Origin of the sequence: Wolinella succinogenes DSM 1740, from assembly GCF_000196135.1 — a bacterium.
GTDB lineage: Bacteria > Campylobacterota > Campylobacteria > Campylobacterales > Helicobacteraceae > Wolinella > Wolinella succinogenes.
The window spans coordinates 1412168-1434451 of sequence record NC_005090.1; the positions used below are offsets into that span (position 1 = coordinate 1412168).

General features: G+C 49.5%; 24 protein-coding genes. 12 read left to right on the forward strand and 12 right to left on the reverse strand.

Features of this window, described 5'->3' with window-relative positions; genetic code table 11:
• Window positions 1-107 precede the first annotated feature (107 nt).
• Genes WS_RS07020 through WS_RS07050 form a run of 8 tightly spaced genes read right to left on the reverse strand, consistent with a single transcriptional unit; the run spans window position 108 to window position 6554 of the window.
• Window positions 108-569 carry a tRNA (cytidine(34)-2'-O)-methyltransferase gene (locus WS_RS07020; RefSeq protein ID WP_011139313.1) on the reverse strand — a complete coding sequence of 154 codons (462 nt, stop codon included), beginning with the start codon at window positions 567-569 and terminating at the stop codon, window positions 108-110.
• Window positions 566-709 carry a hypothetical protein gene (locus tag WS_RS10980; RefSeq protein WP_158305208.1) on the reverse strand — a complete coding sequence of 48 codons (144 nt, stop codon included), beginning with the start codon at window positions 707-709 and terminating at the stop codon, window positions 566-568. The genes WS_RS07020 and WS_RS10980 overlap by 4 nt, the downstream gene beginning before the upstream one ends.
• Window positions 684-1517, reverse strand: a complete 834-nt coding sequence (gene purU, locus WS_RS07025; protein ID WP_011139314.1) for a formyltetrahydrofolate deformylase — start codon at window positions 1515-1517, stop codon at window positions 684-686. Before purU ends, WS_RS10980 begins: the two co-directional genes overlap by 26 nt.
• 28 nt (window positions 1518-1545) lie before the next feature.
• A complete protein-coding gene (gene sppA / locus WS_RS07030; RefSeq protein WP_011139315.1) occupies window positions 1546-2418 on the reverse strand; it encodes a signal peptide peptidase SppA in 873 nt (290 codons plus the stop codon).
• A 5-nt stretch (window positions 2419-2423) separates the two neighbouring features.
• Window positions 2424-3665: an aminofutalosine deaminase family hydrolase gene (gene mqnF, locus WS_RS07035; protein ID WP_011139316.1), complete on the reverse strand. Its 1242-nt coding sequence runs from the start codon at window positions 3663-3665 to the stop codon at window positions 2424-2426.
• Window positions 3662-4507: a mechanosensitive ion channel family protein gene (locus WS_RS07040; RefSeq protein WP_232013721.1), complete on the reverse strand. Its 846-nt coding sequence runs from the start codon at window positions 4505-4507 to the stop codon at window positions 3662-3664. The genes mqnF and WS_RS07040 overlap by 4 nt, the downstream gene beginning before the upstream one ends.
• A gap of 3 nt (window positions 4508-4510) precedes the next feature.
• Entirely contained in the window at window positions 4511-5755 is a 1245-nt protein-coding gene (locus tag WS_RS07045) for a metal-dependent hydrolase (RefSeq protein WP_041571856.1), read from the reverse strand.
• 43 nt (window positions 5756-5798) lie between these two features.
• Window positions 5799-6554: a cytochrome c biogenesis protein CcdA gene (locus tag WS_RS07050; RefSeq protein WP_011139319.1), complete on the reverse strand. Its 756-nt coding sequence runs from the start codon at window positions 6552-6554 to the stop codon at window positions 5799-5801.
• A 260-nt stretch (window positions 6555-6814) separates the two neighbouring features.
• Between WS_RS07050 and WS_RS07055 the strand changes: the two genes are divergently transcribed.
• The 5 genes from WS_RS07055 (at window position 6815) to WS_RS07075 (ending at window position 13385) form a co-directional block, all read left to right on the forward strand.
• Entirely contained in the window at window positions 6815-8332 is a 1518-nt protein-coding gene (locus WS_RS07055) for a DEAD/DEAH box helicase (protein ID WP_011139320.1), read from the forward strand.
• 117 nt (window positions 8333-8449) lie between these two features.
• Window positions 8450-9574, forward strand: coding sequence for a succinyldiaminopimelate transaminase (locus tag WS_RS07060; protein WP_011139321.1), 1125 nt, complete (start codon window positions 8450-8452; stop codon window positions 9572-9574).
• Window positions 9559-10878 (forward strand): UDP-N-acetylmuramate--L-alanine ligase, encoded by a 1320-nt coding sequence (gene murC, locus WS_RS07065; protein WP_011139322.1) that lies wholly within the window; start codon window positions 9559-9561, stop codon window positions 10876-10878. The genes WS_RS07060 and murC overlap by 16 nt, the downstream gene beginning before the upstream one ends.
• Window positions 10879-10881: 3 nt before the next feature.
• The gene (locus WS_RS07070) at window positions 10882-11151 is read left to right on the forward strand and encodes a hypothetical protein (RefSeq protein ID WP_011139323.1); all 270 of its coding nucleotides are present in this window, start codon (window positions 10882-10884) and stop codon (window positions 11149-11151) included.
• Window positions 11148-13385: an endonuclease MutS2 gene (locus WS_RS07075; protein ID WP_011139324.1), complete on the forward strand. Its 2238-nt coding sequence runs from the start codon at window positions 11148-11150 to the stop codon at window positions 13383-13385. The genes WS_RS07070 and WS_RS07075 overlap by 4 nt, the downstream gene beginning before the upstream one ends.
• A gap of 164 nt (window positions 13386-13549) precedes the next feature.
• Here the strand turns inward: WS_RS07075 and WS_RS07080 are convergent, their stop codons facing one another.
• Together WS_RS07080 and fliQ are read right to left on the reverse strand one after the other, a co-directional pair.
• Window positions 13550-14320, reverse strand: a complete 771-nt coding sequence (locus tag WS_RS07080) for a UDP-N-acetylmuramate dehydrogenase (protein ID WP_011139325.1) — start codon at window positions 14318-14320, stop codon at window positions 13550-13552.
• Between the two features lie 9 nt (window positions 14321-14329).
• Complete coding sequence (gene fliQ / locus WS_RS07085; RefSeq protein ID WP_011139326.1) at window positions 14330-14596, reverse strand: flagellar biosynthesis protein FliQ; 267 nt, start codon at window positions 14594-14596, stop codon at window positions 14330-14332.
• A 187-nt stretch (window positions 14597-14783) separates the two neighbouring features.
• Here fliQ and WS_RS07090 point away from each other — a divergent pair, with 187 nt between their 5' ends.
• Window positions 14784-15809 carry a cytochrome-c peroxidase gene (locus WS_RS07090; protein ID WP_408646039.1) on the forward strand — a complete coding sequence of 342 codons (1026 nt, stop codon included), beginning with the start codon at window positions 14784-14786 and terminating at the stop codon, window positions 15807-15809.
• 37 nt (window positions 15810-15846) lie between these two features.
• Here the strand turns inward: WS_RS07090 and WS_RS07095 are convergent, their stop codons facing one another.
• Entirely contained in the window at window positions 15847-16710 is an 864-nt protein-coding gene (locus WS_RS07095; RefSeq protein ID WP_011139328.1) for a menaquinone biosynthesis family protein, read from the reverse strand.
• 126 nt (window positions 16711-16836) lie between these two features.
• Between WS_RS07095 and recA the strand changes: the two genes are divergently transcribed.
• From recA to WS_RS07125, 6 genes are all read left to right on the forward strand, one after another.
• Window positions 16837-17889 carry a recombinase RecA gene (gene recA, locus WS_RS07100; protein ID WP_011139329.1) on the forward strand — a complete coding sequence of 351 codons (1053 nt, stop codon included), beginning with the start codon at window positions 16837-16839 and terminating at the stop codon, window positions 17887-17889.
• A 9-nt stretch (window positions 17890-17898) separates the two neighbouring features.
• A complete protein-coding gene (eno, locus tag WS_RS07105; RefSeq protein WP_011139330.1) occupies window positions 17899-19167 on the forward strand; it encodes a phosphopyruvate hydratase in 1269 nt (422 codons plus the stop codon).
• A 12-nt stretch (window positions 19168-19179) separates the two neighbouring features.
• On the forward strand, window positions 19180-19443 hold the full coding sequence (locus tag WS_RS07110; RefSeq protein WP_011139331.1) for a hypothetical protein: 264 nt from the start codon (window positions 19180-19182) through the stop codon (window positions 19441-19443).
• Between the two features lies 1 nt (window position 19444).
• Complete coding sequence (locus WS_RS07115; protein ID WP_011139332.1) at window positions 19445-20071, forward strand: AMIN domain-containing protein; 627 nt, start codon at window positions 19445-19447, stop codon at window positions 20069-20071.
• Window positions 20058-20558, forward strand: a complete 501-nt coding sequence (locus WS_RS07120; RefSeq protein WP_011139333.1) for a shikimate kinase — start codon at window positions 20058-20060, stop codon at window positions 20556-20558. Before WS_RS07115 ends, WS_RS07120 begins: the two co-directional genes overlap by 14 nt.
• 67 nt (window positions 20559-20625) lie before the next feature.
• Window positions 20626-21477, forward strand: coding sequence for a J domain-containing protein (locus tag WS_RS07125; RefSeq protein ID WP_011139334.1), 852 nt, complete (start codon window positions 20626-20628; stop codon window positions 21475-21477).
• Here WS_RS07125 and WS_RS07130 read toward each other — a convergent pair.
• On the reverse strand, window positions 21463-22272 hold the full coding sequence (locus tag WS_RS07130) for a YihY family inner membrane protein (protein WP_011139335.1): 810 nt from the start codon (window positions 22270-22272) through the stop codon (window positions 21463-21465). The genes WS_RS07125 and WS_RS07130 overlap by 15 nt on opposite strands.
• Between the last annotated feature and the right edge of the window lie 12 nt (window positions 22273-22284).

The window sequence follows — 22284 nt, forward strand, 5'->3', positions numbered from 1 at the left end:
GATTTGGATTTAAAAAATGCGAATATTATAGTGAGCGCAACCTTTAGATTCCTACACCCAAATGCCCAAAATATGAGCATTGTTTCGTTTTTTCTTACGGGGCATCCCTAAAAAAGAGGATAATTTTGACGAATCGCCTCATAGAGCACAATACCTGTGGCTGTGGCTAGATTGAGACTTCGGTTTCCCTCTTTCATTGGAATCTTGAGCATGGCTTGAGGGTGCGCCTCTAAAAGCACTTGAGGAAGCCCCGCATCCTCACGCCCAAAATAGAGATAGGCGCTAGGAGGCAATGAGGCCTCAAAATAGGCGCGCTTGGCTTTGGTGGTGAGCAAAAAATGACTCTCGCCAAAAGGGTGTGCCTCTGTAAACGCCTCCAAAGAGCTCCACTCATAGAGCTCTAAATGCTCCCAATAGTCCATCCCTGCGCGCTTAATCTCTTTTTGAGAGAGGGTGAATCCTAGCGGATGAATGAGATGGAGTGCGCTTTGAGTGGCGGCACACAAGCGCCCAATATTGCCCGTATTTTGGGGGATTCTTGGCTCAACCAAAACGATCTGCAGCTTCATTCTCTAGAGCCTCTAAGCCAAGCCTTCAAAAGGAGAGCGAAGCTTTTGGCGTGACTCTTCATCATTAATCCCAGACGGCGCTTGATGATGAGCTGGCGAACCTCTTGGGCCTCTTTAGAAGATAACGGTTTTGTTGCCATGGACGAAAATCCGATCATGGAGCGCTAGATTGAGCGCCCTAGCCAAAACCACCTTCTCCACATCGCGCCCTGCTTTTTGCATATCGCGCCATGTATAGGAGTGGTCAATCTTGATGATGTCTTGGGCGATAATGGGACCTTCGTCCAGATTGTCATTGACAAAGTGAGCGGTCGCACCAATGATCTTCACCCCTCGCTCATGCGCCTGCTTGTAGGGATTGGCTCCGACAAAGGCGGGAAGAAAGGAGTGGTGAATATTGATGATTTGACGCTCATAGTGATGGACAAACTCAGGCGATAGAATCCGCATATACTTAGCGAGCACTAGATAGTCGGGCTTCAAAGCGGCGAGACACTCTAGCATCCTCTGCTCATGCTCTTGGCGCGAGATTCCTTCGTGCGAGATTCCATAAAAGGGGATTTCAAATTTCTCACTCAAAGGCTTTAGGTGGTCATAGTTGGAGACCACCGCTTTAATGTTGGCCTCTAGCTCTCCACTATCATAGCGAAGCAAAAGATCGCCTAAGCAGTGATTCTCTTTGGTGCAGAGAATCACAATATCTTTGGGGCGAATCTCCTCTAGCTTCACCTCGGCTCTCTCTGGAAGTGACGCACGAATCTCCGCCAAAAGCGCCAGAGGATCGGTCTCACCGCTAAACTCGGCACGCATAAAGAATCGATTCTCTTCACTATCGACATACTCATCGTTCTTGTCGATATTGAGCCCTCGCTTGAAGATAATCGAGGTGACTTTGTAGATGAGACCTTTCTCATCGGGGGAGAGGATCAGTAAGACATATTTTTTCATCGCGTTAAATCACAACCTTCTTAAAAATTTAATAGATTCCAGAGGCTAAGAGAGTGGAGAGTTGAAGAGTCGCTTGGCTCATCCACCGCTCCATATATTTTTCCCAAGGCTCTTTTTGAAGCCATAGGGGCTCCTTGACTCCGCTTAGCTCTTCGAGCGCCCTTTTGGCATCGCTTTTGATTCCAATCTGATCAATCAAGCCAAGCTCCAAAGCCTCTGTAGCGCTAAAGACTCGCCCCTCAGCATACAGCGGGCTAACCTCTTGATCAAGCCCCCTAGCCTCCGCCACATCCAAGACAAACATCTCATACTGCTTCCTCACGAGCCTCTTAATCTCTCCCTCTTCATCTTCATTCCACGGACGCATAAAGGTGCCTGCCTCTTTATATTTTCCCGCCTTGATGGTTTGGGTCTTGATTCCAATTTTACTGGCTAGCTCGCTCACATCCGCCCCATTGAAGATCACCCCAATGGAGCCAATCAGGCTCCCTTTATTGGCGATGATTCTCTTCGACCAAATCCCCGCATAATAGCCTCCGCTTGCCATCACCCCTTGAGCATAGACCACCACAGGAACCTTGGCGGAGAGTCGCTTGATCTCTTCAGATATCTCCACCGAAGGAGCGATCGCTCCCCCTGGAGAATCGACCACCAAAAGCACCCCTGCAAGCCTAGGAAGTGATTCGATTCTCTCTAGCTCTTCCAAAAAAGAGTCCGGATTAAGAATCGCCCCCTTAAGCGAGATTTCGGCTAAATTGGTCTCATTGATGGCGCTAGAGCCCTCATTGGCTCCAAAAATCCACACCACAATCACCAAAAAGAGTAGCGCCTTAAAATAGCGCGTCACAAACTCCAAAGGCGCCACCAGTACCCTGCCGATTCGCTTTATCCACTCCCACATCTCTTCTATTTCACCTCGACTTTCTTGCCCTCAATATAGAGCGTTTTGACTTTTTTAGCGTGGAGAATCCACTGCAGTGCCTCTTGTGTGCACTCTCCTATTCCTTCTAGCTCAAAGAGTGCCAAATCAGCCTTCAATCCCTCTCTTAACTCGCCGCTCTCTAGACCCAAAGCATACGCCGCCCTCTTAGTTACCGATAGCACAAGCTCTCTAGCCCACGATTCTAGAGGCTCTTTGGCATAGGCAAAGAGCGCGATTCGTAGCTCCTCTAGGAGCGATAGAGAGGTATTGGAGCTCAATCCATCCGTGGCCAAAAGAAAGGGAATCCCCGCTTTTTTGACCTTAGAGATATCCAAAAGCTCTCCACCTAGGAGACGATTGGAGCGTGGACAGCTCGCTAAAGAAGCGCCTAGAGAGGCTGCTTTGGCAAGCTCCTCTTCATTCATCTGCACTCCATGCACAAGCATCACCCTCTGCCCCTCTAAAAGCTCCAAAAACTCTAGGGGCGTGCTAAGCGCCTTGGGCTTGACTCCTCCAAAGAATCGAGCAAAAAAGTCGCCAAAAAAACCTCTAGATTCCTCCAGCCACTCCCTCTCCTCTTTTGATTCCATGAAGTGCGTTGAGACCACCCCTCCTAGTCTCTTGGCCTCCAAAAGGGCTCGTTTAATCAAAAAAGGATGCACCGAATAGGGAGAGTGGATGGCCACTAAAGGCGTGAAACGCGAGCTTTTAAACTCTTCGCTCCGCTTTAGGCGACCCAAAAAATCTTCCCAAAGAAAATCAATCGCGGAGGGGTTAGAGCCAATCACCTCGTTAAAAAAGAGCACCCTAAGGCTTGAGTGAGCCAGAATCTCCAAATCAAGACCCGCGCTACTGATTGCCCCTATGGTAGTGGTGCCGCTAGAGAGAACCTCATCCAAAGCTCGCCTCATCGCCTCCTTTGCCCCCTCACCCATGAGCACATCTCGATGAGTGATGACGCTAGAGAGCCATCGATCAAATCCTCCATAGAGAAGAGTGGTTTGATTCGCGCTGAACTCTAGATGAAGATGGGCATTGATGAGCCCCGGGAGCAGAATCCCTTGAGGATGATACTCGGCCAAAGCCTCTGGATAGCGCTTTTGGAGCTTTTCATAAGAATCAACCGCAAGAATCTTATCACCTAAAAACGCAACCGCACCCTTAGAGAGGAGGCGAAACTCCTCATCGCACAATAGCACCCTCTCTGCGCCTAAAATATGGATCAAAGGGTCCCTTTAGAGATGAGATTGACATCCAATTTGTTATAGGGAATCTCTATAGCCGCCTCATCTAAGGCTAGCTTAATCGCCTCATTCACCGCGATTTGCACGGCGAAAAACTCCTCTTTTTTCACCCAAGCGCGCACGATAAAATCCACTCCACTCGCTCCAAGCGACCCGACTCCGACCAAAGGAGCGGGCTCTTCAAGAAGTCGTGATTCGCTTTGAAGCGCGAGCAAAATCACCTCTTTGGCGCGCCGAATATCGCTCTCATAAGAGACGCTAAAAGTCCACTCCAAGCGCCTCGTTGGATTGGAGGTGAAGTTGATGATTTTGGCTTGAGCAATAGAGGCATTCGGAAGAATCACGCTGCGATTATCAGGCGTGGTGAGCTTGGTGTGAAAGAGGCTGATCTCTTCGACGTTTCCAAGCGTTCCATTGAGTTCGACCGTGTCCCCTTTGGTGAAGTGGCGAAAGACGATGAGCATGATTCCTGAGGCAAGGTTAGAGAGGGAATCTTTGAGAGAGAGGGCAATGGCTAGACCTGCCGTTCCAAGCACGGCAATGATAGAGGCGGTCTGCACGCCAAGATTGGAGAGGGCGGTGATGAGGGTGAGCACCACCACACCCGCATAGAGCACCCGCGCAAGGAATCGGCTCAAAATCTCATCCTTGGTGACTTTAAGCAGCAGCCTAAAAGTGTAGCGTCTGGCTAGCTTCGCAAGATAGAGCCCCAAGATGGCGATAAGAATCGCAGCCAAAAGCTTGGGCGAGAAGGTGAAAAGAGAATCAAGCAATGACTGGCTCCACCCCGTGAATAGCTTCATCCAATAGCTCATCTCTGGCATCTCTTATCCCTTCTTCTCTCGTTTATAGACCGTCTCTCCCGCGATGATGGTGCGCTCCACCTCTCCATAAAGAATCGAATTGTAGTAGGGCGAGAAATTATCCTCCACCACCTTGGAGCTCTTGATATCCACGAGAATCAGATCTGCATCCGCTCCCACGCCTACATAGCCCTTACTCTCCAGCCCCAAAATCTCAGCGGCTCGCTTGGCTGTCACTCGGCTTAAATCGCTCATGCTCAACCGCCCCTGCTTGATGAGATAGGTGTAGCAGAGCGAGAAGTGATTTTCGATATTATCCACCCCAAAGGCAGCCTCTTCAAAGGCGACATCTTTTTTAGAGAGAGAGTGTTCAGACTGCAAAGAGGTGACCACATCCACGACTCCCTCTTTAAGAAGCTGGAGGAGTTTTTTGCGAGTACTTTCAGATTTAAGCGGGGGGCGGATTTTAGCGCCTGTGTTGAATCCTGAGCAAAAATCCTCCGTGATGGCGAGATGATGGATGGAGACCTCCGCAAAAAGGGAGGGGTTTTCCTCTTTGGCTCTCTCAATGATGCGCAAACTTCGCTCATTGGCGAGGGCTTGGAAGAGCACTGGAGTCCTCATGAATATCGCTGTTTCTGCCATCTTGGCGACCTCTTTAGTCTCGCTTAGGCTAGGAATTCCGGGTAATCCCATCCTAGAGGAGAGATAGCCATCGTTCATCACGCCCGACCCTCGAAGCGAGACATCCTCGCATCGGCAGAAAATCGGTGCTTTCATCATCAAAGAGTATTCGCACACCCTTCGAGAGAGATTACCATCCAAAGAGGATTCTATAGCGATCCCTCGACACCCCATCTTATGAAGAATCGAGAGGTCAGAGAGCTTTCCATCCTCTTTTTTGGTTGCGGAGGCGATAGGAAAGATTGAAGCAGGAAGCTCGCCTTTGTAACTATTGAGAAGCTCAATGGCTGCCTCATTATCTAGAGAGGGAGAACAATCAGGCATCAAAGCGAGGCTTCCCACGCCCCCTTTGGCGGCTTTTTTGGCGAGAGTGGCGAGATTTTTGCCCGTAAGAGAATCATTGGCCACACGGACATTGAGATCAACCATCGCAGGCAGGAGCGATAGCCCCTCTGCTAGCACCACCTCTTCGCCCTTTTCAGGAAGAATCGACTTCTGTATCTCGACAATCTTCCCCTCCCTGATCCTCACATCGTTCTTTTGTTCCCGCTCATAATCGCAGACGATGGCTCCCTTGATGACCATAGATTTCCTTTCTTGATGTAGTTATTGGGCGAAAAAATAGCGCTTAAGCCAAGCGCTCTAAAAACCAAGCCGAGAGCTTCCCCAAACCTCCCGTGGCGACCAAAATCCCAATGAACACCAAAAGCCCCCCTGATAGCCACTCTATAGCTCTCATATAGGCCTTCATTTTACCGAGCCACCCAATCATCGTGCTCACCAAAAGCGCAGAGAGCAGAAAGGGGACTCCAAGTCCTGCGGCATAGACGCTCATGAGGGCAATCCCTTTAGAGCTCTCGCTTGCAGCCATAGAGATGATTCCTGCAAAGATTGGCCCGATGCAAGGCGTCCAGCCCAAAGCAAAGGAGATGCCCAAAAGAAGAGGAGCCAAAAGAGTCATCCAAAAGCCCTTGCCCTTCTCCTCCAAGGTGCCAAAATCCGCTCTCTTCTCGTAATTCAAAAAGGGAATCGTGATGACTCTTGCCACATGAAGACCAAAGAGAATAATAATCCCTCCCGCCACATAAGCAATAATCTCATAGGTGAAGATATTGCCTATGATTCGCGCCATGGAAGCCCCCAAAAGCACGAAGACCAACGAGAATCCAAAAACAAACATAAGGGCTGAGCGAAAAATCAAAAGACGCGCTCGCCAACTCAAAGAATCACCGCTCCTAAGCTCCCCCAAAGAGATTCCCGAAACATAAGAGAGATAGGCAGGGATAAGGGGCAACACGCAAGGGCTCAAAAAGGTGAGCATCCCTGCAAGAAAACTCACCGCATAAGGGGCGGAACCAAACCAACCAGTCAGGGCTAATTCCATAATCTCACTCTCTCCTTTAAAAACTGGCGCATTATAGCCCTTCCTTTTTTTAGTTCTTCTAAAAATAGCCCTTGCTGGCTTTTTTAGGTTTATTTTAGTATAATCAGGGCGTTTTTTTCGCATTTGTGAGGAGCGGGTCCGATTTTAGCCGTGCATAGACGCTATATCCACAATCCAACAACCCTCTGCACCCCCAATGGGCCTTCCAAGTAAATCCGTCAAATCAATCATAATTTAAAACAAGAGAGTAACCAACACCCATGGATAACCACGTAAACGCACACGAAGAGCAAGAGCAAGCAGGATTTGAGCAGTTTGGCTTCAAAGAGAATCTTCTTAGAGGGATTCACGAAGCAGGCTTCAAAGTTCCTAGCCCCATCCAAGTCGAAGCCATTCCCTTGGTTCTTGGAGGCCACGACCTCATCGCTCAAGCTCAAACAGGGACAGGCAAAACGGCTGCCTTCGGACTCCCTATCATCCAAAACCTCAAAAATGATGGCTCCATTGAAGCCCTTATCATCACTCCTACGCGAGAGCTCGCTGTCCAAATCAGTGATGAAATTTTCAAACTCGGCCGCAACTGCCGCACCAAAACCGTCTCCGTCTATGGCGGTCAAGCGATTCGACGCCAGGTTGAGCTCCTAGAGAAAGCTCCCCAAGTCATCATCGCTACCCCCGGACGACTTCTTGATCACTTAAGAAATGATCGACTCAAAAATTTCAACCCCACCACTATCGTCTTAGACGAATCCGATGAGATGCTTGATATGGGATTCCTCGATGATATCGAAGAGATTTTCACCTACCTGCCCGCTAGTCGCCAAACCCTTCTCTTCTCTGCGACCATGCCCGCCCCCATCAAGAACCTCGCTCAAAAGATTCTCCACAACCCCAAAATGGTGAAGGTGACCACCAACGAAACCACCAACAGTGACATCTCCCAACGCTACTACATCATCAATGAATATGAGCGCGAAGATGCGATTGTGCGGCTCATCGATAGCGAAGCGCCCAGCAAAACCATCATCTTCACCCGAATGAAAAAAGAGGCCGATGACCTCTCCAATCGACTTATCGCTAAGGGCTACCAAGCAGGAGCGCTTCATGGTGATATGGAACAACGAGAGCGCCAAGCTGCGGTGAACGCCTTCAAACAAGGGGCGATTGATATTCTTGTGGCCACCGATGTAGCGGCACGAGGACTCGATATCAGCAATGTAAGCCATGTCTTTAACTACCACATCCCCCTCAATCCCGAGAGTTATGTCCACCGAATCGGGCGAACAGGCCGCGCAGGTAAAAAAGGGATCGCTATCACGCTCGCCACTCCTTTGGAATTTAAAGAGATTCGACGAATCTCTGAAACCACCAAAGCCACGATTGAGCTCTATGAAATTCCCACCATCGCTGAGACCCTCAAGCAGACCGATTCTAAGCTCATTCAAAATCTTCTCAACCACTCCATCACCGATGATGCCCTCCGAATCTATGAGCAGATTCGAGGAGAGATTGACACCACGCAGCTTGCGTGCAAACTCCTCTCCATGCTCATGAAAAAGAGTTCTATCATGGGGCCCAACAAGATTGGTCTCTCCAAAGAGGATCTTATGCAGCTCAAAAACCGCCTAAGTGGCGATGATAGGCGCGATCGAAACTCTAGAGGAGGCAAAGGGGGCTCTAGAGGAGGCTCTAGAAACTCCGGCGGCTACCGAAGAGATAGCCGTGATGGGAATCGCTCCTCTGAGGGCAACTACTCTAGACGCAAAAGACGCGACTAACTCTCCCTTTCTCAAAGCTACTTTTAGCTAGAATCCCTAAAAAACAAAGGGCGCCTCTCCTCTGCTTTGGCTAGAGGATAGAGGGTCGCCCCTCTTCACTTTTTTGGAGATTGGCCCTTGAAATTTGAATCCTACCCTTTTGAGAAGCTTCGCACCCTTCTAGCCCCCCTCACCGCCCCCAAAGAGAGACCCCTTTTAGAGCTCACCATTGGAGAGCCCCAGTTTGAGACCCCCTCTTTCATCCAAGAGGCGCTCGCCCAAAATAGCGCTCTACTCAAAAAATACCCCAAAAGCGCTGGAGAATCCTACCTCAAAGAGGCACAGCTCCATTTTATTGAGCGGCGCTACAACCTCAGACTAGAGCCCTCCGAGCTTATTCCCACTTTTGGGACGCGAGAGGTGCTCTTTACCCTCCCCCAATACCTCCTCTTTGATAAGCCCTCTCCCGTGATGGCGCATCCCAATCCTTTCTATCAAATCTACGAAGGAGCGGCCATTGCCTCTAGGGCGCACACCCTCTATATGGAGATAAACGCCTCTAATGGCTTCACGCCAAGCCTCACCGAAGAGGAGATGAAAGAGTGCGACTTGGTGATTCTCAACTCTCCCAACAATCCCACAGGGCGCACTTTGAACCTAGAAGAGCTAGGGGTTTGGGTGAAACACGCCCTAGAGTTTGATTTCATTCTCATCAACGATGAGTGTTATGGCGACATCTACGCTCACACCCCTGCCCCTTCGATTCTAGAGGCAAGCGTGGCCGTGGGGAATCGAAGCTTTAAAAACATCCTCGCCATCAACTCTATCTCCAAACGCTCCTCCGCCCCAGGCCTAAGGAGTGGCTATATTGCTGGCGATGCCTCGATTCTCAAAGGTTATGGAGAGTATCGCACCTATGTAGGATGCGCCATCCCTCTTCCTTTGCAAAAAGCCGCGGCTTTGGCATGGGAGGATGGAGAGCACGCCGAAGCGATTCGCTCCAAATATGCCCAAAACCTAAAGCTTGCCCAAGAGATTCTAGGAATCCCCGTGGAGCCTTGGAGCTTTTATGCGTGGCTCTTTGTGGGGGATGATATTGCCTTCACCCAAAAGCTCTATCAAGAGGAGGGAGTGGTCGTGCTCCCCGGCTCTTTCCTCGGTCGCCAAGGCGCAGGTCAAGGCTATGTTCGCCTTGCCCTCGTCCATGAACCCTCCACTCTCCAAAATGCTCTTTTGAAGGTCGTCTCATGTCTAAAGCGCTAAAAATTCACTTTGTTGGTATCGGAGGAATTGGAATCTCTGGCCTAGCTAAATACCTCAAAGCCCAAGGGGCTGAAGTGAGCGGCTCTGACATCGCTGAAGGAACCACCACCAAATACCTCAAAAAGATGGGGATTCCCCTCTCTATCCCTCATGATGCGGAAATCATCACCAATCAAGAGCTCCTCATCCACTCCGCCATCATCAAGCCTGATAATATCGAGTTGGTGCGCGCCAAAGAGAGGGGAATCACCATCCTCTCCCGCGCCGAGGCACTTCCCATGATTTTGGGTGACAAACGAGTCTATGCCGTCGCAGGAGCCCATGGCAAAAGCACCACCACCGCCATCTTGAGCTCTCTTTTGCCTGATTGTAGCGCCATTATTGGAGCGGAGAGCAAGGAGTTTGGCTCCAATGTCCGAGAGGTTAGAAGCGAGTGTGTGGTTTTTGAGGCGGATGAGAGCGATCGAAGCTTTCTCAACTCCAACCCCTATTGCGCCATCGTCACCAACGCCGAGCCTGAACACATGGAGAACTACAACTACGACCTAGATCTCTTTCATGGTGCCTATAGAGAGTTTTTGCAAAAAGCCAAAAAGCGCGTTATCAACGCCGAAGACGCCTTCCTCTCCACACTCACCTCCCTAGAGGCCACGCGCCTCTATCCCAGTCGTGACATCACCGAGCTCTCCTACGAGCTCATCGAAGGCGAGCCCTACACTCGTTTCAAACTCCTTGACCTTGGGGATTTTCGTGTTTGGGGCTTAGGGGAACATATCGCACTGGATGCCTCTTTGGCGATTTTGGCGGTGAGGGATGAGATGCCTCTAGCCCTCATCAAAGAGCGCCTTCAAAACTTCAAAGGAATCAAAAAGCGCTTTGACATTCTTCAAAAGAGCGCTCCGATTCTTATCGATGATTACGCCCATCACCCCACCGAGATCGAAGCGACCCTAGGCGCGGTCAAAAAATACTCTGCACTGCTTGGCGACCTCCCCGTGACCGCCATTTGGCAACCGCATAAATACTCTCGCACCCTCTCCAATCTTGAGCGATTCATTGAGTGCTTCAAAGGGGTGGATCGGCTCATCATCCTGCCTGTTTATGCCGCAGGAGAAAAGCCCGTGAGTCTTGATTTGCAAACCCTCTTTAAGCGCTACTCCCCCCTCTTTGCCACCCACCTCAAACGAGAATCTTGGGGTCTCTCTCTGTGGCATGAAGGGACGCTTCTTGAAGAGCTTAAAGAGGGGCTTATCGTCGGCTTTGGAGCGGGAGATATCACCTATCAACTCCGAGGAGGAATCTAACCCATGCCTAGATATCTCATAGCCCTCGCCATCGCTCTAATCGTGATCCTGGCGGGCTCTTATGCCACCTTGCAAAAAAAGCGCTCTGAAAGAGAGGCACGCCTCATCACTCTCTTTCGCCAAGGCAAAAGTCTGCAGTGCCAAGAGTATCGAGTCAACCAAGAGCAATTCAACTTCGTGAGTGGAACGCTCAGCTTCATAGGCAAAGCCAACACCCCCTATCACGGAATCACTCTCTCCATTGAAACTTGCCAAGAGAGCTCCGAATCGTGAATGATCCGCACTATTTTGAGCTTGCCAAAAAGCTCGATCTAGAATCTTTCCTAGAGCTTTTTGCCTCGTTCCTCTCTCGCCCCAAGCCCCCTCACATGGAGGGTGATATCCATCGTCACCGCCAATTCATAGAAGCCCTAGACAAAATCCAATTCAATCCCCCTCCTCCCATCGCCCCTTTAGAACGCGATATCATCCATCTTAAAAAATTTGGATTCCTGCGGCGTGATGAGATTTTTGAGTGGGTGAAGCTCTGGCGTTATATGCTCTACCTCAAAAACCTCCGCATCGAGGGAATCCTCTTTGATTGGTTCGCCCAGATTCGCTTTCCTGAGACGATCTTAGAGATTGAGCATCGTTTTGACAAAGAGGGGAATCTCAAAGAGGGAATCTACCCTGAGCTTGATTCGGTGAATGTCTCTCTCAAACGCACCAAGCAAGAGATCAAAGAGGCACTTTTGCGCCTTTTATCCAATGCCTCCCTGCTCCCCTACCTCATTGACCGCCAGATTCACCTCATCAATGGCGAAGAATCGCTTCTCGTGCGAGGCGGATTCAATCATGCCATCAAGGCGCAGGTGATCGGACGAAGCGCAGCGGGATTTTTCTATGTGCTCCCTGAGAGCGTCTCTAGGCTTAAAGAGAGGGAGGGAGCGCTTTTAAGCCAAATCACCGAGATGGAGTTTCTCATCTGCAAGGAGCTCTCCGCGATGATGGGCAAACAGCTCCCCTTTCTTGGCTACCTCGATAAAGAGTTTGACCGATTCGACCACTATCAGGCGCGTGTTGCGTTTGCTAGAGCCAAGAATCTTGAGTTCATGACTCCAAGCCGAGACACCAAAATCATCTTGGAGGGCTTCTGCCATCCCGCCCTCAACAACCCCAAGCCCATCTCGGTGAGATTTGAGAAGAGCATTCTCATGGTGACAGGGGTCAATGCAGGAGGAAAGACGATGCTCCTCAAATCGATCCTCTCTAGCGCCTTTTTGGCTCGCTACCTCATCCCCATGCCTATCCTAGCATCAAAGTCAAGCATCGGCTCTTTCAAGGGAATCGCTGCGGTTTTGGATGATCCTCAAAGTGCCAAGAACGATATCTCCACCTTTGCAGGTCGAATGCTCTCCTTTGAGCGCTTTTTCAAAGAGCGAGGCTTTCTAGTGGGCGTGGATGAGATCGAGCTTGGAACCGATAGTGACGAGGCGGCTAGCCTTTTTAAGGTGATCTTAGAGCAACTCATCAAACGAGACTTCAAAATCATCATCACCACCCACCACAAACGCCTCGCGGCTCTCATGGCGGCCAATGAAGAGGTGGAGCTCATGGCCGCTCTTTATGATGAAAAGCGCCAAATGCCCACTTTCTCTTTTTTGCAAGGCACCATTGGCAAAAGCTACGCCTTTGAAACCGCCGAACGCTACGGGATTCCACCCTTTGTCATCAAGGAAGCCAAAGAGGTCTATGGACAGGACAAAGAGAAGCTAGGCGAGCTGATCGAAAAGAGCGCCCAGCTAGAGATTGAGCTTGGGCAAAAGAATCGAGCGCTAGAGCTAGAGCTAGAGCGCGTGCGTCAAAAGCGCGAAGAGCTGAATGACACCCTAGAGAAACAAAAAGAGGCGCATCGTCACCACCTCCAAAGACTCGACCAGCGCTACCAAGAAGCGATCGACGCCGCCAAAGAGGCCGCCAAGGAGAGTCAAGCCGAATCGATTCACAAGGGGATGAATAACGCCAACAAACTGCTTCAAGCCATCAAAGAGGAGGAGCGCTCCAGAAGCATCTCCAATCCCTCGCTCAAACATGAGTTCAAGGCGGGCGAGAGGGTCCGATACCGCCAAAGCCAAGGAACGATTCTCTCTCTTGGCGAACGGGAGGTGATGATCGAATTGGATGAAGGGTTTAAACTGCGCGTCAAAAAAGGGGAGCTCCGCCCCCTAGGTCAGCTTCCTAGACCCAAACCAAAGGCACCCAAGATCTCTGTCGAGGGAGCTAGGAGCGCCCAAGTCTCGCTGGATCTGCATGGACTAAGAGGCGATGAAGCGGTGGAGAAGCTCGATTCTTTCCTCTCTGATGCTCTGCTCGCGGGATTCGATGAGATTCTCGTCTATCATGGAATTGGCACGGGCAAGCTCGCCTACGCCATCAAAGAGTTTCTCAAAACCCACCCCAAAGTGCGCTCTTTTGAAGATGCCCCTGCGCAAATGGGCGGTTTTGGTGCTAAAATCATTAAGCTTTAAACCCCAAAAGGAGAATCGATGAAAACAGGAATCCTCACCCTCTTGCTCATCTTCATCGCCGCTTTAGGCATGAGTGGGTGTGAACGAAACGACTACCAACACCCCCTCCATCGAAACAATCAGAACAAATAAAAACACCCCTCGATTCTAGAGGGGCTGTTGCCTCACAAGATCACCACCTCAGGCTCAAGCTTAATTCCAAACGCTTCGTGCACTCTTTTTTGTGCCTCTTTGATGAGCCAATGCGCATCTTCAAAGCTCGCGCCTCCTTCATTGATGAGGAAATTCGCATGGAGCGGGCTAAAAATTGCCCCTCCTCTTTTGACTCCTTTGAGCCCTACCGCCTCGATGAGTCGCCCCGCATAATCACCTACAGGATTCTTAAAGACACTTCCAAAGCTCGCCCCCTTGGGCTGGCGTGAGCGCATCAAGCGAAACTCCTCTAAAAGCTCTCCTCTAAAACCTTCGATTCTTTTAAAAAGAGCGTAGAAGATGATCTCATCAATGCCGCTGCTTCGATAGCCAAGCCCAAGCTCACTCGCAGGGACAAACCCTCTAGCGGTGATGATTCCTTCTAGAATCTCTTTGATCTCATAGCTCTTCATTCCCGCATTCATCTTGACTAGCCCCCCCACACTCCCAGGAAGGGCGCCAAGCATCTCAAAACCTCGGAGATTCTCTCTTTTAGCGTAAGAAAAAACTCTTCCTGAGGGGGTCGCCGCCCCCACTTTTAAAAACCCATCCTCTAGGGTAATACCCTCAAAGGAATCGCCCAATACGGCAAGCGAAGAGGCTTGGGACGAGAGGAGGAGATTGTAGGCGTGCCCAATGACCTGCAATCCTTCGCACCTCCCTATCTCCTCGATCACCTCCACCTCCAAGAGAGGGCCAATCTTCACGCTTGAATAGAGCGAAAAGTCAATCCAACGCTTCATACCCAAAGCCTAAAAGGGAAAATCGGGGATCATCTTAATAAGGCGCGTGGTGAAGTCGATGAGCATATTCATCATCCATGGCATCGTGAGGATCACCACCACAATCACCACAAGAATCTTAGGAACAAAGGTGAGGGTCTGTTCGTTGATCTGTGTGGTGGCTTGAAAAATACTGATCAAAAGTCCCACCACCAAGCCCGCCATCAGCATTGGAAGCGAGAGAATCAGCGTGATTTTATAGGTCTCAATCGCCAAAGCCATCAGTTTCGCTTCCATACTCCCCTTTCTCTAGGAAAAATCTCTTGATTCTAACCTCTTTCTCCCCCAAACTCCCTGATTTGGAAAAATATTTCAATACCAAAATATACTAATCAATAATTTTTATCTTCTTCTAAAATATATTCTATACAATTAAATCCTATCTTTACAAATCTAAGGAGGACTTATGTTAAAGCAAGTTGTAATGTTTGGAAGTATGGTGTTGGCTGCAACCACCCTGCTCGCTGATGATGCCGCACTCATCAAAAAAGTCAAAGAGGCAGGAATCCTCGCTCTTCCCAAAGACCCCAAGGCGCTCACCAAGCTAGCCGAGCAATCCGAAGATGCCAAACTCAATCCCACCACCAAAGAGAAGGTCGAGCTAGGCAAAAAACTCTACTTTGATCCTAGACTTTCTCGAAGCAATCTCATCTCCTGTAACACCTGTCACAATCTAGGCCTTGGAGGTGCGGACGCCGTTCCCGCCGCTATTGGACACAAGTGGACTGCCAACCCCTCTCACCTCAACTCTCCCACGGTCTATAACAGCGTTTTTAACAGCGTTCAATTTTGGGATGGACGAAGCGCTCACCTCGCCGATCAAGCCCAAGGCCCCATCCAAGCAGGCCCTGAAATGGCAGCTCCCAAAGAGCTAGTCGAAGAGCGAATCAACTCCATTCCCGCCTATGTTGCCGAGTTCAAGAAGGCTTATGGCAAAGATGTCAAGGTGGATTTCAAGCTCATCGCTGATACGATCGCCGTTTTTGAGCGCACCCTAGTCACGCCTTCTCGCTTTGATGATTTCCTCAATGGCGATTCCAAAGCCCTCAGCAAAGCCGAAAAAGAGGGTCTTGATCTATTCATCGAAAAAGGATGCACCGCCTGCCACACAGGAGTCAACCTCGGCGGAACCATGCAACCCTTCCAAGTCGCCGCTCAATACAAATTCGCTAGCCTAGGAGACTTCAAAGGAGATGCCAATGGCATGGTGAAAACTCCCACGCTAAGAAACATCACCGAAACCGCCCCCTACTTCCACAATGGAGCCTTCTGGTCGCTCAGTGATGCAATCAAAGAGATGGGCAGCACCCAGCTAGGCATTGCAATCAGCGACGCTGAAGCGGGTAAAATCGCCACCTTCCTTGGTTCACTCGAAGGCCGCAAGCCCAAAGTTGACTATCCTATGCTTCCTGCAATGACAGACGCTACTCCCAAGCCTACTTTCGACTAATACTCTCCAAGCCAAGGCTCTCTCGCCTTGGCCCCTCTTAGCTTCTTCTTAGCTCTTCGTACTCTTTGGGGAGCAAGAAATCCTCAACCTTGATTCTCTCATCATAAATTTGGTGCTCATATCCGATGGCAAAAAGCCTATCTAGAGCCTTTAGTTGCTCCTCATCCATAGAAATAGAGCGCTCATTAGCATAGAGATTCAAGTATTGCTCTAGCTCCTCATCCTTCACGCGCAACAGCTCACGCTCATGGAGCATCTGGCTTAGTCGTTTGGGATTCTTTCTCGCCACCGCCACGGCCTGCATCAAGAGATCCTCAACCTTTAAGGCCGCATGAAGAGGGATCGAGCGGCGGATTCCCATCCCGCCTAAAGGCAAAGGGAGCGATTCCTTGGCCAGCTCTTGCCACACCTCCCATATCTCGCGCTCCACCACCAAACTCTCGTCAAAGCGGAGAATCGATTCATGGATCAGAACGCCCGCATCCACCTCTCCGCTCAAAACCGCCCCCTCAATCTCTAGGAAATTTTTATAGGTGATTCGTGCCTCAGGGTAGGCGATCCTAAAGAGCATCGCGTTGGTCGTGTAGCGTCCGCTAAGCGCAACTTTAAAGTTGCGCTTAAGCTTGGTGTCGCGTTTTTTGATGAGCTTTGGTCCATACCCCTCGCCAAAACTCACCCCTGTTCTAAGCAGTGCATATTCAGAGCGAACATGGGGATAGAGCGCAAAAGAGATCGCACTCACATCATAGAATCCTTGAAGGGCTTTTTGGTTGAGCGTCTCAATATCCAGCGCCTCATTCTCAAAGCGAAAACCTTCATTCCCCACCCAGCCAAAGGCCATCGCGTAATACATAAAAATATCATCGGCATCGGGCGAGTGGGCGACATGAATCTTTCTCATCGGGTGGTTCCTAGCATGAATTGGATTGAAGATTACAAAATGCAATCAATTTTTTCATTTTAACCCAAACTTCGTTAAAATCCTCCGAACATCAAGACTTTAACCCCAAAGCAAGAGAGGTATTTCATGGCACTAGATGAGAACAAACGCAAAGCGATCGATCTAGCGATCAAACAGATTGACAAGGCCTTTGGCAAAGGCGCCCTCGTGCGACTTGGCGAAAAACCCGTGGAAAAGATCGATTCGATTAGCACGGGCTCATTAGGGCTCGACATTGCCCTAGGAATCGGAGGAATCCCCCAAGGAAGAATCATCGAAATCTATGGACCTGAGAGCTCTGGAAAGACCACGCTCGCACTTCAAGTGATCGCTGAGTGTCAAAAAAAGGGCGGAATCTGCGCTTTTATCGATGCCGAGCACGCCCTAGATGTCTCCTACGCCAAACGCCTTGGGGTGGATGCAGAGAATCTTCTTGTCTCCCAGCCTGATTATGGTGAACAGGCGTTAGAGATTCTAGAGACCCTCACACGAAGCGGAGCGGTCGATCTCATCGTGGTCGATTCGGTGGCTGCCCTCACCCCCAAAAGTGAAATTGATGGCGATATGGGCGATCAACACGTAGGGCTCCAAGCACGCCTCATGAGCCAAGCCCTGCGAAAAGTCACGGGCGTGCTCCACAAGATGAACACCACCGTGATTTTCATCAACCAAATCCGTATGAAAATCGGAATGATGGGCTATGGAAGCCCTGAGACGACCACAGGCGGAAATGCGCTCAAATTCTATGCTAGCGTGAGAATCGATGTAAGAAGAATCGCCTCCCTCAAACAGGGCGAACAGCACATTGGGAATCGCGTCAAAGCCAAAGTGGTCAAAAACAAAGTCGCGCCCCCCTTTAGAGAAGCAGAATTTGACATTATGTTTGGTGAGGGAATCAGCCAAGAAGGCGAGCTCATCGACTATGGCGTGAAACTGGACATTGTCGATAAGAGCGGCTCATGGCTCAGTTATGGTGACAAAAAATTAGGTCAAGGCAAAGAGAATGCCAAAGCCTTTTTGAAAGAAAACAAAGAAATTGCAAATGAAATTCAGGCTAAAATTATCGGCGCCATCGGCTCAAGTGATGAAATCACTACTTTTGGGGACGATGAAGACGAATCAGAAAACCTAGAATCATAAGGAATTGGGATGATTTATATCGATAATATTGTTGCTCAAGAAGTCATGGATAGCCGAGGCAATCCGACCGTCAAAGCCACCGTGACCCTAAGCGATGGAAATAGCGCCAGCGCTATCGTTCCAAGTGGTGCCAGCACAGGGAAAAGGGAGGCTTTGGAGCTTCGAGACGGCGATTCTCGATATTTAGGCAAGGGAGTCTTGCAGGCCTGCGAAAATGTCAACACCAAGCTCTCCGAGGAGCTCATCGGATTGAGCCCTTTTGATCAGAGTGAGATTGACGCCATTATCCAAGAATTAGATGGCACGGAAAACTTTGCCAATATCGGCGCCAATGCCGCTCTTGGAGTCTCTATGGCAGTGGCTAGAAGCGCGGCGAAAAGCCTCAATATTCCTCTTTATCGCTATCTTGGCGGAGCCAATGCCCTCACCCTGCCCGTCCCCATGCTCAACATCATCAACGGCGGAAGCCATGCCGATAACACGGTGGATTTTCAAGAGTATATGATCATGCCCCTAGGCTTTGAGAACTTCTCCGAATCGCTTCGCGCTAGCGCCGAAGTCTATCATCACCTCAAAAAGATTCTCAAAGATTCCAAACATATCACCAGCATTGGAGATGAGGGGGGCTTTGCACCCAACCTCAAAACTAATGAAGAGCCCATCCAAATCATCATACAGGCGATTGAGAAAGCGGGTTATCGACCCGGCGAAGAGATCGCTCTCGCCCTTGATGTCGCTAGCAGCGAGTTTGTCAACGAGCAAGGCCTCTATCACCTCGAGGGAGAAGGACGCACGCTTAGCAGTGAGGAGCTTGTGGGCTATTATGAATCTCTCATCGCCAAATATCCCATTGTCTCCATTGAAGATGGTCTGAGCGAAGATGATTGGAAAGGATGGAAATATCTCACCGAGAGATTGGGCGGCAAAGTTCAGCTTGTAGGGGATGATCTCTTCGTCACCAACGCCAAAATCCTCCAAGAGGGAATCTCTCAAGGAATCGCCAATGCGATTCTCATTAAGCCCAACCAAATTGGAACCGTGAGCCAAACCATGCAGACCGTTCGATTGGCTCAAAGAAATCACTATCGATGCGTGATGAGTCACCGAAGTGGCGAAAGTGAAGATTCCTTTATTGCCGATTTTGCCGTAGCGCTCAACACAGGCGAAATCAAAACAGGCTCCACCGCCCGAAGCGAACGAATCGCCAAATATAATCGCCTGCTTGCCATTGAGAGCGAGCTTTGCCGCTCTGAATATCTTGGCCGCTCTCTTTTTTAATATTGGACTATAATGACCCACGAGAGCCCCGATGATTTGCTAGAGCCAAAGAAAAAAGGGGATTCCTCGTGGTTTCTCCCTTGGCTTAGCATTCTTTTAGGGGTCATGCTTTTTGGTGTCTACATCGGAAATCTTCTCTTTGGAACCAACTCCTTGGAGGTGCTCTTGCGTCTTAGAAGCTACGAAAATGAGCTCAAACACCAAGTGGAAAGGCTCCGAGAGGAGAATGCACGACTGCAGAAAGAGTATTTCGAACTTAAAGGTCTGGAGCCCTAACATGAAAACTCTATGGATACTTCTTCTCCCTCTTTGGATTTTTGCCCGCGACCCTTTTGAGCCCCTCATGACCCCCAAAGAGAGCGGAGAGGTCTCCCTGCCTCCTCAGCCCAACTACTTCAAAGAGCAGAAGATCACCCTTCCCTCTAGCGCGCGTAAGATCAAAAAAATCACCCTCACCTACCAAAACATGGATGGCTCTATTTCTGAGCAGGAGACCCTTTTAGAGGGGGATATTGATTGGCACTTCCCCTTCCTCCTCTCCCAAGAGATTCGCCCCCTAGATGCCACTCCTGCTATCCAAAAACCCACTCCCGCTCCTGGAGTTTCAAAATTCGAGCCTTTTGAGGAGTTTGTTTTTGAGCTCTCTGGAAAAAAACTTCTCATCCAGACTCCCTATTTGATTCGCCGAGATTTGGCTCTCGCCTCACCCTCTAAGATTCTCATCGACTTCCAAAAGAAGACCAAAAAGGTCCTCATCAAAGATTTTCCCACAGGCCTTCCCTATATCAAATCCATTTCGATTGGAACTCATGAGGAGTTTTATCGTGTGACTCTTGAGCTTGATGGTCAATACCGCTACTCCATCAAACCGCAAAAAGAGGGATTCTCTATTGAGCTCCGCTAAAGGCTCTAATCTCATTCTCATTGGATTTATGGGAAGTGGAAAAAGTAGCGTGGCTCGGATTTTAGCCAAGGAAAGCGGTCACCTTTGGGTCGATACCGATTCATTGCTGGAGTTACGAGAGGGGATGAGCGTTGCTCAGATTTTTGAACAACACAAAGAGGAGGGATTTCGCGCTCTAGAGAGAGAGCTTGCCTTTCAAATGCGCCACTCCCTCCAAGAATCTATCATCTCCACAGGAGGCGGGATGCCTCTCTTTTGTGACCTTTCCTCTTTGGGCAAACTCTTCTTTCTTGATCTTCCTTTCGAGGCTATTTTAGAGCGCCTCTCCAAAGAAGAGCGTGCCAAACGCCCCCTTTTAAACGACCTATCAAAGGCTAAAGCGCTTTTTAATCAGAGGCGCAGCTCCTATCTTCATCTAGCTAATCACACCCTCCAAGCCGACCAATCCCCACTCAAAGTAGCCCAAGAAATTCTCTCTCTTCTCTAGCCTTAGCCCACAAGGAACGCTATTTGCTCACTCCTTCAAAAGCCGATTCGAAGGGAGAAGAAGTTTCATGGAGACGATGATCATCACTCACGAAAATGGGATTCTTCAAATTCACCTAGAGCCTCATCATCCTCTAGTGCCAAGAATTCAGGAGTACGTCAAAAAGCACTTCTATGAGTTCTATTTCGGGCGAAACTCCATCATCCTCTACCCCGATCTATCCAACGATTCCACTACACTCAAACGCCGCCATGCGCTACTTAGCCAGCTATTTGAAAAAAGTTCTCTCCCTCCTTTGGAACAAGAATCCCTCCTAGCCCACTACAAAAAAACCGTGAAATTCAAAATACAACCCCTTGAAATCGCTCTCCCAAGAGTGGCAATTCCTACCGTCAAACTCTGGAAGCTAAGCGAAGAGAGGGTGGCGCTATGGCTTGAAGAGGGAGCCTCTCCTTGGCTCTTCTCCTCTCTTAAGTCACTCTTTCTTTTCTCTCTTTTGAGTTATGATGAGTCCAAAAGAAGCCTCACCCTTCACACCAAAGCCCCAGGCTTTAAAGATTCACTTCGCTCTCTCCTTGCCAAGCGCCAAGTTTTAGGGAAAAGAATCGAGCTCATCTACGAAGAGCACCACTTCAAGGCCTTCCTTGAGGAATCGTCTCATTCCAAAACAAGAACCTTTGAAAGCTCGCTAGAGAGAATCCAAAAGATCCGTCAAGCCCGCGCCCTTTTTCAGCTCTCTCCCCACGAGCTGAACGAACAGAGGCTCAAAGAGCGCTACAAAACGCTCGCTAGAGAATCGCATCCCGATCTAAGAGAATCGAGTGAAAAAGAGGAGGCCACGGAGCGCTTTTTAATGATCAAAGAAGCCTATGAGACTCTGCGAAACTTCCTCGCTCAAAGCCCCTTAGCCGGGGCTTGATTCTTCTCCAAGCCCGCTATTGAGTGCCTCGCACAAGCGCATCCCATAAAGCAGAATTGCCCACGAGAGATAGACCCAGAGCAGGAAAAAAAGCAGAATGCTAAAAGAGCCATAGAGCGTGAGGTAGGCTTTGTTGTGAAACACATAAAAGACAAATGCCCATTTTGAAAAGAGCCACACGAGCGCAGTGAGGAGCGAGGAGAGGAGTGAAGCGCGCAAAGTGAGGGGTTTGTTGGCTGAGATTTTAAAGAGAACAAAAAGCATCACCCAGACCAAGAACGCTGGCACGATTCCACTCACCCCAGGATCAAGCCGATGGTAGCCGCTCTCCTCCAAGATCATCTGTGCTTGCGTGCTAAAAAAGATCGAGAGCGAGAGCCCAATAGGAAGAAGCGTCATGAGCGTCCAATAGACGGTCACGCTACTCCAAAAATCCCTTGGCTTAGAGTTGAACATCTTAGCGACAATGTATTGGTAGTTTTTAAAAAAGAGGAGTGATGCGATAAGCACATAGACAAGTCCCATATTTCCAAGCTTAGAGGAGTTTTCCATGAAGCGATCTAGATAGAGAGAGACAACTTCGGTGTTGGTGGGCATGAGATTGGAGAGGAGGAAACCTTTGAGCTCCAAGAGTTGGTCTTGGAAATTCGGAAGGTTGGCTAGGAGCGAAAAGACGATGAGAAGCAGAGGAATGAGGGCAAAGATCGTATAAAAACTCAGGCTTGCGGCATAAAAGCTGAGCTCCGCATCAAAAAATGTCCAAAGTCTAGCGAGCCTCTCCTTCCAAAATCTCACCCTCTGCCTATC